Origin of the sequence: Limoniibacter endophyticus (assembly GCF_014652835.1) — a bacterium.
In the GTDB taxonomy this organism is placed as follows: Bacteria; Pseudomonadota; Alphaproteobacteria; order Rhizobiales; family Rhizobiaceae; genus Limoniibacter; species Limoniibacter endophyticus.
In genome coordinates this window covers 158559-172732 of sequence record NZ_BMZO01000010.1, presented here as the reverse complement: position 1 = coordinate 172732, position 14174 = coordinate 158559, and the positions used below count along the sequence as shown (strand labels likewise).

The following is a 14174-nucleotide window of genomic DNA, read 5'->3' as shown; positions in this document are numbered from 1 at the left end:
ATGTCCGAAAGCAATGGAGTTGAAAATGAGCAAGACGGTCGATGTAAAGCAGGAAACGGCAGCCATTCTCGACAGGCTTGGCGTCACACGCGCCGATTGGACCGAGGGCAACATGCCTGTCTTCAGCCCCGTGAGCGGCGAGGAAGTCGGCAAGCTCAAGGCCGTTTCTGCTGCGAATGCTGCCAAGGCCATCGACAATGCACACGAGGCATTCAAGGCATGGCGCTTGGTTCCGGCCCCGCGTCGGGGCGAACTTGTCCGCCTGTTGGGCGAAGAACTGCGTGCTGCCAAGGCTGATCTTGGTCGTCTCGTTTCGATCGAAGCTGGCAAAATCGCTTCGGAAGGGCTGGGCGAAGTGCAGGAGATGATCGACATCTGCGATTTTGCCGTGGGCCTTTCACGGCAGCTTTACGGTCTTACCATTGCCACCGAGCGTCCGGGGCACCGCATGATGGAGACGTGGCATCCGCTTGGTGTCGTAGGCATCATCTCGGCCTTCAACTTCCCTGTAGCTGTCTGGTCGTGGAACGCGGCTTTGGCGTTGGTCTGCGGCAATTCGATTGTCTGGAAGCCTTCCGAAAAGACGCCGCTGACGGCGCTCGCATCGCAGGCGATTCTTGAGCGGGCGCTTGCGCGGTTCGGTGACGCCCCGGCAAATCTTGCGCAGGTGCTGATTGGCGATCGCGCGATCGGCGAAATTCTGGTCGATCACGAGAAGGTCGCTCTCGTATCGGCCACCGGTTCGACGCGAATGGGGCGCGAAGTGGGGCCGCGGCTGGCCAAACGTTTTGCCCGTTCGATCCTTGAACTGGGTGGCAACAATGCCGGCATAGTGTGCCCATCGGCCGATCTGGACATGGCGTTGCGCGCCATCGCCTTCGGGGCAATGGGCACTGCCGGCCAGCGCTGCACGACCCTGCGCCGCCTGTTCGTTCATGAAAGCGTATATGACCAGATCGTGCCACGCCTGAAGAAGGCTTATGAGAGCGTGTCGGTAGGCAATCCCCTGGAAACGACGGCTCTCGTCGGCCCTCTGGTGGACAAGAGCGCCTTCGATGCCATGCAGAAAGCGCTTGCAGCGGCGCAGGCCGAAGGCGGCATCGTGACAGGTGGCGAGCGCGTTGAGAGTGCCGGCAAGGAAACGGCCTATTATGTAAAGCCGTCTCTCGTGGAAATGCCGAAGCAGATCGGGCCGGTTCTTGAGGAAACCTTCGCGCCGATCCTCTACGTCATGAAATACAGTGATTTCGACAGCGTATTGGAAGAGCATAATGCGGTGGCGGCGGGCCTTTCCTCCTCAATTTTCACGCTCAACATGCAGGAAGCCGAACGGTTTCTTTCTGCGGACGGCTCTGACTGCGGCATCGCGAACGTCAATATCGGCACCTCGGGAGCTGAAATCGGTGGTGCGTTCGGCGGCGAGAAGGAAACCGGCGGCGGTCGTGAATCTGGATCGGATGCCTGGCGCGCTTATATGCGCCGCGCCACCAATACGGTGAACTATTCGAAGGCTCTGCCGTTGGCGCAGGGCGTCTCTTTCGACATCGATTGAGGCGTCGAAGAGATGACGAAGGTGACGAAGATTGTCGAGGCGGGTTTCAAACCCGCCGAACGCATCGCCTCGGTAGGCGTGTCGAAAATTCTGCAGATCGGTGCGCGTGCCGCAGCGATGAAGCGAAGTGGATCGCCGGTCATAATCCTTGGTGCCGGCGAACCGGATTTCGACACGCCCGCGCATATCAAGGAAGCTGCAAAGCAGGCGATCGATCACGGCGAAACCAAATATACCGCCCTTGACGGCACGCCGGTGTTGAAGCAGGCAGTGTGTGACAAGTTTCGTCGCGAGAACGGCGTCGACTACGCCATTGACGAGATTACCGTTGGCGCCGGAGCCAAGCAAATTCTCTTCAATGCGTTCATGGCGACGATCAATCCGGGGGACGAGATCGTCATTCCGACCCCGTACTGGACGTCTTATTCCGATATTGTGGAAATCTGCGGCGGCGTGCCTGTTCTCGTCCCTTGCGATGCGGGGGCCGGCTTCAAGATGACGGCCGCGCAGCTGGAGGCAGCGATCACGCCGAAGACACGCTGGTTGCTCTTGAACTCACCTTCCAACCCGTCCGGTGCTGCCTATACCGAAACAGATTATCGTCCGTTGCTCGACGTTCTTCTGGCCAATCCGCAGGTCTGGCTGATGGTCGACGACATGTACGAACACATCGTCTATGATGATTTTGCCTTCGTTACGCCGGCCGCCCTCGAGCCTCGGCTCAAGGAACGCACTCTGACGATCAATGGCGTCTCCAAGGCCTATGCCATGACCGGTTGGCGCATCGGCTATGCTGGGGGGCCGAAAGCCCTGATAAAGGCCATGGCCGTCATTCAGAGCCAGTCTACATCGTGTCCCTCATCTATCAGCCAAGCCGCTTCCGTGGCCGCGCTAAACGGCGACCAGGCGATTCTCGAGGAACGCCGCGAAAGCTTCAGGCAACGTCGCGACTTCGTTGTCTCGGCCCTGAATGCCATTGATGGCATTTCCTGCCGGACGCCGGAGGGAGCATTCTATACGTTCGCCAGTTGCGAAGGCATGATCGGACGCACGACACCGGCCGGCAATATTATTGGTATGGATGCCGATTTTACCGACTATCTTTTGGAAGACGCGAATGTTGCGGTTGTTCCAGGATCCGCGTTCGGGCTGTCGCCCTATTTCCGCATTTCCTATGCCACATCGATGAATGAATTGAAGGAGGCGCTTTCGCGCATCGAAAGGGCATGTTCCGCGTTACGTTGAGCGGAACATGCTGCTTTGAAATTCTCATGTATTGCGGCGTTTTCCTTCAAGAACGTCGATGATCGAGTTCGCGGCCTCAAGAACATTGGTGCCTGGTCCGAAGACCGCCGATACGCCGCAATCGAGCAGGAACTGGTAGTCTTGACGGGGGATGACGCCGCCCACGACGACGACGACATGCGCGGCACCCTTGTTTCGCAGAGCCTGGACAAGTTGCGGCGCAAGCGTTCGATGCCCTGCTGCCAGGGACGACATGCCGACGATTTGAACCCGCTCGGCAATGGCAAGATCGGCGGCCTCTTCCGGTGTCTGGAACAAGGGGCCTGCCAAAACCTCGAAGCCAATATCTCCGAATGCGGAAGCAATGACTTTCGCGCCACGGTCATGGCCATCCTGCCCGAGCTTGCAGACGAGAATCTTCGGTTTCCCCGATTTGCGCGCATGATCTTCGACACGCGCCTGGATAGTGCTGAATTCCGGATCGTCACCATAAGCCGGGCCGTAAATCTCATTCACGACTTCGGGAATAGCGGCATGGTCGCCAAAGGCCCGCCTCATTGCGTCCGAAATTTCCCCTACAGTGGCTCGGGCACGCGCTGCCTCGACAGCTGCCTCGAGCAGATTGCCTTGGCCGGTTTTTGCAAATTCATATAGCCGCTCAAGCGTGACGTTGACCTTTTCCGGATCACGTTGACGCCGAATTTCCTGCAATCTTTTGACTTGTGCATCACGCACGGCCGAGTTGTCGATTGCCAGAATGTCGAGTTCGTCCTCGTTCTCGAGACGAAATCTGTTCACCCCGACGATCACTTCCTCGCCGCGGTCTACCTTCGCTTGCCGAAGCGTCGCAGCTTCTTCGATGAGCCGCTTGGGAAGACCTTCCGCAACAGCCTTGGTCATTCCGCCCATCGCTTCGACTTCTTCGATCAGAGCCCAGGCCTTGTCCGCCAATTCGTGCGTCAGGCTCTCCACGTAATAGGAGCCGGCGAGGGGATCGACCACCTTGGTAATGCCCGTTTCATGTTGAAGGATCAGCTGCGTGTTGCGGGCGATGCGGGCGGAGAACTCCGTGGGAAGGGCTATTGCCTCATCCAGAGCGTTGGTGTGGAGGGATTGGGTTCCGCCCAGCACGGCAGACAGGGCTTCATACGCGGTCCGGATCACGTTGTTATACGGATCCTGCTCCTGCAACGAGACGCCGGAGGTCTGACAATGCGTTCTCAGCATCAATGAGCCGGGCTTCTTTGGTTCGAACTCCTCCATGATGCGTGTCCAGAGGAGGCGCGCAGCCCGCAGCTTGGCTGCTTCCATGAAAAAATTCATGCCAATGGCGAAGAAGAATGAGAGACGCCCGGCGAATTCATCGACATCGAGTCCCTTGGCCAGAGCCGCGCGGACATACTCACGGCCGTCCGCCAGCGTGAAGGCCAGTTCCTGGACCAGCGTCGCGCCCGCTTCCTGCATATGATAGCCGGAAATCGAGATCGAGTTGAACCGCGGCATCTCTTTCGAGGTGTAGGCAATGATATCGGCAACGATCCGCATGGAAGGTTCAGGCGGGTAGATATAAGTGTTGCGGACCATGAATTCCTTGAGGATGTCGTTCTGGATCGTCCCGGAAAGCTCGGCACGCGAACAACCCTGCTCCTCGCCCGCGACGATGAAGCTCGCGAGGATGGGGATCACCGCGCCATTCATCGTCATGGAAACGGACATTTCCCTGAGTGGAATGCCGTCGAACAGAATCTTCATGTCCTCGACTGAATCGATAGCGACGCCTGCCTTGCCTACATCGCCTTCCACGCGCGGATGATCGGAATCATAGCCGCGATGAGTGGCTAGATCAAAGGCGACCGACAGCCCTTTTTGCCCGCCAGCCAGGTTGCGGCGATAGAAGGCGTTGGATTCTTGTGCCGTCGAGAAGCCGGCATATTGCCGAATCGTCCAGGGCCTTCCCGCGTACATCGTTGCACGAGGGCCACGGACAAAGGGCTTGAGTCCCGGGATCGTATCGAGATGGTTTACGGTCGCCAGATCCTCTGCGGTATAAAGCGGCTTGACGTCGATGCCTTCAGGGGTGCGCCAGATCAGTTCGTCCGGAGAGGTCTTGAGCTCCTTTTCCGCGAGCGATCGCCACTGTTTTGTCTTATCCTCGGTCATACAGCTCTCGCTCCCCCGCAAATGCCAGCTAGTCAGGCCTTACTCGAATTCCATGATCACATCATCGACCGCCATGCTGACACCAGGGCTGGCCACGATGCGCTTCACGACACCTTTTCTTTCCGCCTTCAGGACGTTTTCCATCTTCATGGCTTCGACCGTGGCCAGAGACTGGCCGAGTTCGACGGCGTCTCCTTCCTTCACGACGATAGATGTTACGATGCCTGGCATGGGACACAATAGCATCCTGGACAGATCCGGTGGCGTCTTCTCCGGCATCAGGCGCGCAAGCGCTGCGACATGTGGTGTTCTGACATGACAGACGGTATCGATTCCGCGCCAGCGAAGGCGAATTGCTGTTCCGACAACGTCCACTTTCACAGTAAGCTGTTCCTGGCCGACCTTGAACCAGGCAAGTGTCTTTCCGGGGATCCAGTTGCTTTGAACCTCCACCGCCGGGCCATCCGCGCATGAAACGATCTGGGGTTCCTCGCCAAGCATGGAGACTTCCGTTTCTGTCCCGGCCAGCCGTACGACCCATTGTTTTGGCAGCTCACGCCGACGGTTTCCGATCGTTCCGGAGATATTTGCCGCGCGATCCTGGAGCCTGTAATTCACCACCGCCGCGACCACTGAAAGGATCTGCGTCTGGCTTTGCGTGGCTGTGACCCCGCCGAAGCCTTCCGGGAACTCCTCGGCAATATAAGCGGTGGTGAGGCGCCCGTCCTGGAAACGCGATTGCCCCATGACCGTCGACAGGAAGGGCAGGTTGTGTCCGATCCCTTCCAGTTCGAAACTGTCCAATGCGTCCGCCATGACTGAAATGGCCTTGTCGCGTGTCGGTGCCCAGCTGCACAGCTTGGCGATCATAGGATCGTAATGCATCGAGATTTCGCCGCCCTCGAACGTTCCGGTATCGTTTCTTACGATGGTCCCGTCTTCCGATGTTCCCTCACGGGGCGGGCGGTAGCGGCTCAGGCGACCGATCGAGGGCAGGAAGCTTCTGTAAGGGTCTTCCGCATAGATACGGCTTTCGATCGCCCATCCGTTCAGCGCGACATCCTTCTGCTCCAATGAAAGTTGCTCGCCTGCGGCGATTCTGATCATCTGTTCGACGAGATCAATTCCGGTGATGAGTTCCGTCACAGGATGCTCGACCTGCAGACGGGTATTCATTTCGAGGAAATAGAAATTCCTGTCGCGGTCGACGATAAATTCGACGGTTCCTGCCGAATAGTATCCGACCGTTCGCGCTAGTGCGACGGCTTGAGTACCCATTGCTTCACGCGTGGCCGCATCCAGGAAAGGCGAGGGGGCTTCCTCGATGACTTTCTGGTTGCGCCGCTGTATCGAGCACTCACGCTCCCCCAGATACACGACATTGCCATGACGATCGCCTAGAACCTGGATTTCGATATGGCGCGGCTCGGTAACGAATTTCTCGATGAAAATACGCTCGTCGCCGAAAGAAGCACGAGCCTCGTTTCGCGACGACGTGAAGCCTTCGTTCGCCTCGGTCTCGTTCCAGGCAATACGCATGCCTTTGCCGCCGCCGCCCGCCGAAGCCTTGATCATGACGGGGTAGCCGATTTGCCCGGCGATCCGGACCGCTTCCTCAGCGTCCTCTATCAGACCTAAATGACCGGGAACCGTGGAAACGCCGGCTTCCGCGGCAATCTTCTTCGAGGTGATCTTGTCGCCCATGGCTTCGATCGCCTTCACCGGCGGGCCGATAAAAATCACCCCCGCAGCTTCCAGAGCGGCCGCGAAAGCCGGATTTTCGGAAAGAAAGCCATAGCCGGGGTGAACCGCATCCGCTCCGGACGCCGCGACGGCCTCCATCACCTTTTCGATGACGATATAGGATTCGCTCGACGGCGCTGGACCGATCAGGAAAGCTTCATCCGCCATCTTGACATGTAGAGCATTCTTATCGGCCTCGGAGTAAACAGCAACTGTCTGGATCCCCATGCGGCGCGCGGTCTTGATAATCCGGCAGGCAATTTCGCCGCGATTGGCGATCAGGATTTTCTTGAACGGTGGCATTCAGGTCTCTTGCACTACGAATGAATTTACACTTGGAATGGAATGGCTCCATGTCTTTCCAGTCTCAATCCTCGAGCATGTCGAAAGGTTCTCGTCGGATTGTGATCAAGTCAATGCCATTCCGGGCAGCCGCGCGTCTTTGGCTCACAGCGGTATCGTGTCGTGCTTTTTCCATGGCGTCTCGACCCTTTTGTTGCGCAAGGAAGCGAAGGCCCGGGCGATGCGACGCCTTGACGAATGCGGCATGATCACTTCGTCAATGAACCCCCGTTCGGCTGCGACGAAAGGATTTGCGAAGCGGTTCTCGTATTCTGCCGTACGTGCGGCGATTCTCTCAGGGTCGCCCAGTTCGGAGCGATACAGGATTTCGGTCGCCCCTTTTGCTCCCATGACGGCAATCTCGGCGGTTGGCCAGGCATAGTTGATATCCGCGCCAATGTGCTTCGAGGCCATCACGTCATAAGCCCCGCCATAGGCTTTGCGGGTGATCAGCGTGACCATGGGCACGGTCGCCTGACTATAAGCGAAGAGCAGCTTGGCGCCATGCTTGATAACGCCGCCATACTCCTGCGACGTGCCGGGTAAAAAGCCCGGTACGTCCACCAGTGTCAGGATCGGAATGCTGAATGCGTCGCAAAAACGCACGAAGCGCGCCGCTTTTCTCGAGGAATCGATGTCGAGGCAGCCAGCAAGCACCATGGGTTGGTTGGCAACGACCCCGACCGTCTGCCCTTCAATGCGGATCAGCCCTGTGATGATATTCTTGGCAAACGCCGCCTGTATTTCGAAGAATTCGCCCTCATCTGCAATAGTCAGAATAAGTTCCTTCATGTCATAAGGCTTCGTCGAAGAAGCGGGAACAAGCGTGTCGAGCTTCATCTCGATCCGTGAGGGATCGTCGTGGAAGGGCCGGGTGGGCGCTGGCTGGCGGTTGTTAAGAGGCAGGAAATCAACCAGAAGCCGAACGGCCTCAAGCGCTTCGACATCGTTTTCGAAGGCGGCATCCGCGACGGAGGATTTCTGAGTGTGCGTCGCTGCACCTCCAAGTTCCTCCGCTGTCACGATTTCGTTGGTGACGGTTTTCACGACATCCGGTCCGGTGACGAACATGTAGGACGTATCGCGTACCATGAAGATGAAATCGGTCATCGCGGGTGAGTACACCGCACCCCCGGCGCAAGGCCCCATGATGACGGAGATCTGGGGTATGACGCCGGAAGCTTCCGCATTGCGTCGGAATACCTCCGCATAGCCTGCGAGAGAGGAAACGCCTTCCTGAATTCGGGCGCCACCGGAATCGTTGAGGCCAATCACTGGGGCGCCGTTCCGCACCGCCATATCCATGATCTTGCAGATCTTCTGCGCGTGCGTTTCAGAGAGGGAGCCGCCGAGAACCGTGAAATCCTGGCTGAAGATATAGACCTGACGACCATTGATCGTGCCCCAGCCCGTCACCACACCATCGCCCGGAACCTTCTGCTCCTGCATGTCGAAATCGGTGCAACGATGCGTCACATACATGTCGAACTCCTCGAAGGAGTCTTCATCAAGCAGAACATCAATACGTTCCCGCGCGGTCAGCTTGCCCTTGGCATGTTGCGCCGCCACCCGGCGTTCACCCCCGCCAGCTCTCGCCTCGGTCCGCCTTTGCTCGAGCTGCTCAAGTACGTTTTGCATTGTTCCTCACCTGTTGCTTGTTCAGCGTTATAAAGAAATATCGCAGGCAAAAAGGCTTGATCGTGTGGAGAAGTAGAAATACAAAATTTGAGAATAGTAAATTGTGAAAATGTGAAAATGTCGACCGGAAAACTTTTCATCGGAAAGCGCGTCAGGGAACTCAGGCAGGAAAACGGTGCGACGCAGGCCCAATTTGCCGAGCGGATTGGCATCTCGACCAGCTATCTCAACCAGATCGAGAGCAACCAGCGTCCGGTCTCGGCAACGGTCTTGCTAGCCTTGGTTGACAAATGCGGATTGAACGTGGCGGAACTGGGAGCCGGTGAAACAGATCGTCTGCTGTCGGCGTTTTCGGAAGCATTGTCGGATCCGCTGTTCCAGGGCTACGCGCCCGGAATCCAGGAACTCAAGATGATTGTCCAGAATGCACCGGGCTTGGCCCATGCGCTTATCGCCGCGCATCAGGCGTACCGACGCACGAGTGAGCAATTAGCAAGCATAGACCGTGAACTTGCCAAAGGAGCGTCCGACCCCACACCGTATGAAGAAGTGCGTGATTTCTTTCATTTCACCGATAATTATATTCACGAACTGGACATTGTGGCCGAGACAATTGCCGTTGAAACGGGCATCCCGTACGATAGTTTCGTGGCTCTGAAGGCAAGACTAGAAGGCAAGCACGGCGTCAGCGTCCGGCAACTGACTCAGGATGGGGAACTGCGCCGGTTCGATCGCTCAAACAGAACACTGTATCTCAGCGGTAATTCCCCATTGGTTACGCAGCAGTTTCAGCTTGCGATACAGTTGGCGCAACTTGAAGCCTCGCCGGCAATCGATGCCATTCTCTCGCGCGCCAGCTTCCGAACCCAGGAAGCCGTTGAGATCTGTCGTGTCGGGTTGCAGAACTATTTTGCAGGCGCACTCCTCATGCCCTATGAAAAATTTGCGCGATCCGCGAGCGAGTTGCGCCATGATGTCGAACTGATCGCGCTGCGGTTCGGGACGTCTCTAGAGCAGACCTGTCACAGGCTGTCGACGCTGCAGCGACCGGGAAACAAGGGTGTACCCGTCTTCTTCGCGCGTATCGATAGAGCGGGAAATATCACCAAACGCCATAGCGCTACCAGGCTGCAATTTGCCCGATATGGTGCAGCATGCCCCCTCTGGAACGCGCATACTGCCTTCGAAACGCAAGGGCGCATCATCAGGCAACTTGCTCAAATGCCGGACGGGTCACGCTACCTTTCGATGGCGGTGCAGGTTACCAAGCGAAACGGCGGATATCGATCAGCGGAAACGGTCTATGTTCTTGCCTTCGGCTGCGACATCTCGGTTGCTGACGCCTTCGTGTACGCAGATGGGCTCGACATAAAGGGTGGTGCTCATTACGAGCCGATCGGCGTCTCGTGCAGGGTCTGCGAGCGCCAGGGCTGTCATGCCCGCGCCACGCCGCCTGTCAAACGCCGTATCGAGGTAAATCATGCTCAGCGAGGTGTGCTGCCCTATGAACTGGTCTAACCGAGGGCCAGGTGGCCCCCGAACATAAAGGGGCACAGATATATGACAGGAAGATCAAAGGGTGAACTCGCGGTCGATTGGCGCGCACCGGCAAGCTCGCAATCGGGTGTTTATAACTAGGGTGTCGAAGGGCGGCATAGCGGGCAAACCGGTCGTCGCCACGTATCCGGGCCGAAAGGAGACTGACGCTGCTGGTGAGCGAGGCCAAGAAAGCAGACTATGTATGCGTCCTAGCCAACCAGGGTTCGAATCTCACCCGGCGGGCCGGGAACGATGAAGATGGGCACTATGTCTGCGCTACAGCCACCTGGGGCGCGCCATAGCTTGTCGGCAAGCTATTCGGAAGGTTAGGCGACTTTCTCCACCTCGGACGCGCCGCGGCGTGACATGAGTTTTTCGACTTCGATCATATGTTCTGTACCCCAGGCGCAGAGCGGCTTCAAAGCTTCGGCGAGGGTCTGACCGAACGCAGTGAGGGAATATTCGACTTTCGGCGGAATTTCCTTGAAGTCTAACCGATCGACGATCCCATCAGCCTCCAGTTCCTTGAGTTGCTGGATAAGCATTTTGTCACTGACGTTGCCGATGGCGCGCCTCAGGTCACCATAGCGTCGGGCTTCGTGGGAAAGATGGAACAGGATCAAAGGTTTCCATTTGCCGCCGATGACAGCCAACGCAGCGTCCAGCCCGCAGATAAAGCCAGATGTGGTCATTTCGTATGCTCCAATTGATACTTACCAAAAGGTGCATACTGGAAGAAAGAAAAGCAAGCCTCTATTTCGAAACAATCATCATTCTCTAGGAGATCGAAATGGGCAGACTTGAAGGTAAAATCGCCGTCATAACCGGCGGTAACAGCGGCATTGGTCTCGCGACCGCCAAGCGGTTTGTGGCGGAAGGCGCCGAGGTTTTCATCGCCGGCCGTCGCCAGGAGGAGCTGGACAGGGCGGTAGAAGTGATGGGCTCAGGCGTGACGGCGGTGCAAGGCGACGTTTCGCGTATGGACGACCTTGATCGGCTGTTCGCGACGGTACGCGCGAAGAGCGGACGAATAGACATTCTCTTCGCGAATGCCGGGCTCGGAAAACTGGCTCCGCTTGGCGCTATCGACGAGACGTCGTTCGATTTGACGTTCAACGTCAACGTCAAGGGAACGCTGTTCACCGTGCAAAAGGCGCTGCCGCTTATGCGGGCCGGCGGATCCATCATCCTTACCGGGTCGACAACGGGCTCGATGGGAACGCCTGCGTTCAGCGTCTACAGCGCGACCAAGGCCGCAATCCGCAATTTTGCACGAAGCTGGGCACTGGACCTGAAGGGGACCGGCATCCGCGTGAACGTGCTCTCTCCCGGCGCCACCGAGACCCCCGGCCTCAAGGGCTTGGCGGCGCCGGGAGAAGAGGATGCGTTGGTGGCGGGCTTCGCCGCTCAGGCGCCGCTCGGGCGTGTCGGACGCCCCGAGGAGACGGCGGCTGTGGCGCTCTTTCTTGCCTCGGATGAAAGCAGCTTCATGACCGGTAGCGAGGTCTTCGTTGACGGCGGAGCCGCACAAGTCTGACGGCAGATCAAATCCCGGCCCCGAGCTCTATCTGCTTGGGCCTTTCCTCCAGCGACACGGGAAACGCGGATTCTACGCTCCAGTAATCTGGGGCTCGAGAGCGGCCGGAGGAGGCGCGAAGCTCTCTGCCCCACATGACTCAGATTCCGCGCTTGTGCCGGGCGAGCAATTTCTCCCCATCGGCTCGCAATTCGCCATTAGGGCCGATAAATCGATACAGCGTCTGCCTGGTGACGCCGAGCTCAGCGCAAAGACCGGCGACCTTCGTCTCCGGCTGGCCCATGGCAGCGCGGGCGGGGCGCAGTTTTGCCGGCGTCATTTTAAAGGGCGCCCGCCATTGCGACCAAGGGCACGAGCCGCTTCCGGTTCATTGACCTCCGGCATTCTTCAAACGACGTTGATTGTTCCATAATGCACATTATGAGTTCCTATTTGTGTAGCCGCAAAGTCACAATTTCTTGTTTCTGCAAGATTGGAATGTCACACTTCCCGGTCTGAACCATGCCTGGGAGATTGCAGATGGGATTGATTGCGATGAGTGAGCGCGATCTGCAGCGGATCGAGATTTATCGAAGGTGGCCGCCGGCCGAATGACAATAGCGGCCAATGAATCAGGCGCGGGATTGGCTCACTGAGTCACTGTGCAAGTGAGGGGAGCGTCACAAAGCCTATGACGGGCGTATCAATGCACGTCACAGGCAGCTTTCAGAGGGATGAGGCGCGTCGGAACGGTGACGATTCCGGATCTGGATTGGGCATGGCATCAAGAAGCATGCGCGTATAGTCGCTAGAAGGGTTGTCGAAAATCTGATCGACCTGCTCTGCCTCGACGAGTTTACCACGGTAGATGACCGCAACATCGTCACAAATATAGCGAATGACGCCGAGATCGTGGCTGATGAAGAAATAGGTCAAACCAAGTTCCTGTTGCAGACGATGCAGGAGATTGAGCACATCCGCCTGCACCGATACGTCGAGTGCCGACGTCGGCTCATCGAGAATTAGGAACTCGGGATTTACCGCAAGCGCGCGTGCAATGCCGATGCGTTGGCGCTGGCCTCCGGAAAATTCGTGCGGATAGCGGAACAGATGTTGTTGGTGAAGGCCGACCTGCAGCAGTAGTTCAAGCACGCGCTCGGTGCGCTGTCGCGGCGTCATAGGCACGATGTCCTTGTGGATGACGAGCGGCTCGGCGACGATGTCATGGATTGTCATGCGCGGATCAAGTGACGCATAGGGATCCTGGAAGACGATCTGCAGCTTCGAGCGCAGATGGCGCATGTCCGTTGCCGAAAGCTTATGAATATCCTGCCCGTCATACTGAATATGACCGCTGGTCAGGTCCTCCAGACGCAGGATACAGCGCGTCAGCGTCGTCTTGCCAGAACCGGATTCACCAACAAGACCGTAGCTCTTGCCCTTGGCGATCGACAGGTTGACATTGTCGAGCGCCTTGAAGTCCTCCGTGCGGCCGAAGATGCCCTTGCGCTGACCGGGGAAAATCTTGGTGACGTGGCGAATGTCCAAAATCATGATTGCAGCTCCGGCATGATGCCGCCGAGACCGCGCAACTCGCCGCGCTTGGTCTGGGCCGTCGGAATGGAGTCGAGCAGCGCCTGCGTATAGACGTGCGAAGGTTTCTTGAGCACCTGCATGACGGGGCCGGTTTCCAGAATGCGGCCGCGGTACATGACCGCCACATGCGTACAAATCTGCGCGACGACGCCCAGATTATGCGTAATCAACAAAACGCCGATGTTGCGCTCCTCGACCAGATCGTGGATGAGCTTCAGTATCTGTGCCTGCACCGAAACGTCCAAGGCGGTGGTTGGCTCGTCGGCAATCAGCAGATCGGGCTTGCCTATCATTGCCATCGCTATCAATACGCGCTGGCGCATACCGCCGGAAAACTGATGCGGGTAATCGTGGATTCGCTTTTCCGGGTCTGGAATGCCAACCTTGTCCAGCATGTCGATCGCGACCTTGAGCGCGGCCTTCTTGCGTTGGGCGCGAGAAGCTCCAGGCTCCAAGCCCAGAACGGAAGGGTCCCCTGCCCCTGCATGCAGTGCGACATCGACAAGTTGGGTGCCGATGCGAAACACCGGATTGAGATTGGTCGTCGGATCCTGGAAGATCATGCCGATCTTGCGCCCACGCAAAGGACGCATCTCCCTTTCGGAGGCTTTCAGCATATCGCGGCCTTCAAACGCAATCGAGCCAGCGAGATAGCGTCCGGTAGCCGAAGGGATAAGGCGCGAAATGGAAAGCCCGGTCAGCGATTTGCCGCTGCCCGTTTCACCGACCATGCCCCAAATTTCGCCGCGCTCGATCTTAAGATCGATGCCGTGCAGAATCTGCGTCTCGCCTTCGAAACTGCGCATGGAGAGATTGAGATTTTCAATTTTCAGAAGCGTCATG

General features: G+C 57.6%; 11 protein-coding genes. 4 read left to right on the top strand and 7 right to left on the bottom strand.

Annotation, left to right across the window (positions count from 1 at the left end; translation table 11 throughout):
- Positions 1-25 precede the first annotated feature (25 nt).
- Both amaB and IE151_RS15110 read left to right on the top strand, forming a co-directional pair.
- Positions 26-1552 carry an L-piperidine-6-carboxylate dehydrogenase gene (gene amaB, locus IE151_RS15115; RefSeq protein WP_382345009.1) on the top strand — a complete coding sequence of 509 codons (1527 nt, stop codon included), beginning with the start codon at positions 26-28 and terminating at the stop codon, positions 1550-1552.
- Between the two features lie 12 nt (positions 1553-1564).
- Positions 1565-2797 carry a pyridoxal phosphate-dependent aminotransferase gene (locus tag IE151_RS15110; protein WP_189491976.1) on the top strand — a complete coding sequence of 411 codons (1233 nt, stop codon included), beginning with the start codon at positions 1565-1567 and terminating at the stop codon, positions 2795-2797.
- A 24-nt stretch (positions 2798-2821) separates the two neighbouring features.
- Here the strand turns inward: IE151_RS15110 and scpA are convergent, their stop codons facing one another.
- The 3 genes from scpA to IE151_RS15095 all read right to left on the bottom strand — a co-directional run bounded on the left by scpA (position 2822) and on the right by IE151_RS15095 (position 8680).
- Positions 2822-4957 carry a methylmalonyl-CoA mutase gene (scpA, locus tag IE151_RS15105; protein ID WP_189491973.1) on the bottom strand — a complete coding sequence of 712 codons (2136 nt, stop codon included), beginning with the start codon at positions 4955-4957 and terminating at the stop codon, positions 2822-2824.
- Positions 4958-4996: 39 nt separating this feature from the next.
- Entirely contained in the window at positions 4997-7003 is a 2007-nt protein-coding gene (locus IE151_RS15100; RefSeq protein ID WP_189491972.1) for an acetyl-CoA carboxylase biotin carboxylase subunit, read from the bottom strand.
- A 144-nt stretch (positions 7004-7147) separates the two neighbouring features.
- Positions 7148-8680 (bottom strand): acyl-CoA carboxylase subunit beta, encoded by a 1533-nt coding sequence (locus IE151_RS15095; protein WP_189491969.1) that lies wholly within the window; start codon positions 8678-8680, stop codon positions 7148-7150.
- 117 nt (positions 8681-8797) lie between these two features.
- On the opposite strand from IE151_RS15095, the gene IE151_RS15090 reads away from it, so the two are divergent.
- Positions 8798-10198 (top strand): helix-turn-helix domain-containing protein, encoded by a 1401-nt coding sequence (locus IE151_RS15090; RefSeq protein ID WP_189491967.1) that lies wholly within the window; start codon positions 8798-8800, stop codon positions 10196-10198.
- Between the two features lie 347 nt (positions 10199-10545).
- On the opposite strand, the gene IE151_RS15085 is transcribed toward IE151_RS15090, so the two are convergent.
- A complete protein-coding gene (locus IE151_RS15085) occupies positions 10546-10911 on the bottom strand; it encodes a winged helix-turn-helix transcriptional regulator (RefSeq protein ID WP_189491965.1) in 366 nt (121 codons plus the stop codon).
- A gap of 98 nt (positions 10912-11009) precedes the next feature.
- Here IE151_RS15085 and IE151_RS15080 point away from each other — a divergent pair, with 98 nt between their 5' ends.
- Positions 11010-11756: an SDR family NAD(P)-dependent oxidoreductase gene (locus IE151_RS15080; RefSeq protein WP_189491962.1), complete on the top strand. Its 747-nt coding sequence runs from the start codon at positions 11010-11012 to the stop codon at positions 11754-11756.
- Positions 11757-11895: 139 nt separating this feature from the next.
- On the opposite strand, the gene IE151_RS15075 is transcribed toward IE151_RS15080, so the two are convergent.
- The 3 genes from IE151_RS15075 to IE151_RS15065 form a co-directional block, all read right to left on the bottom strand.
- Positions 11896-12075 (bottom strand): helix-turn-helix domain-containing protein, encoded by a 180-nt coding sequence (locus IE151_RS15075; protein ID WP_189491959.1) that lies wholly within the window; start codon positions 12073-12075, stop codon positions 11896-11898.
- 386 nt (positions 12076-12461) lie between these two features.
- Entirely contained in the window at positions 12462-13289 is an 828-nt protein-coding gene (locus IE151_RS15070; RefSeq protein ID WP_189491956.1) for an ATP-binding cassette domain-containing protein, read from the bottom strand.
- Positions 13286-14173: an ABC transporter ATP-binding protein gene (locus IE151_RS15065; RefSeq protein ID WP_189491953.1), complete on the bottom strand. Its 888-nt coding sequence runs from the start codon at positions 14171-14173 to the stop codon at positions 13286-13288. Before IE151_RS15065 ends, IE151_RS15070 begins: the two co-directional genes overlap by 4 nt.
- Between the last annotated feature and the right edge of the window lies 1 nt (position 14174).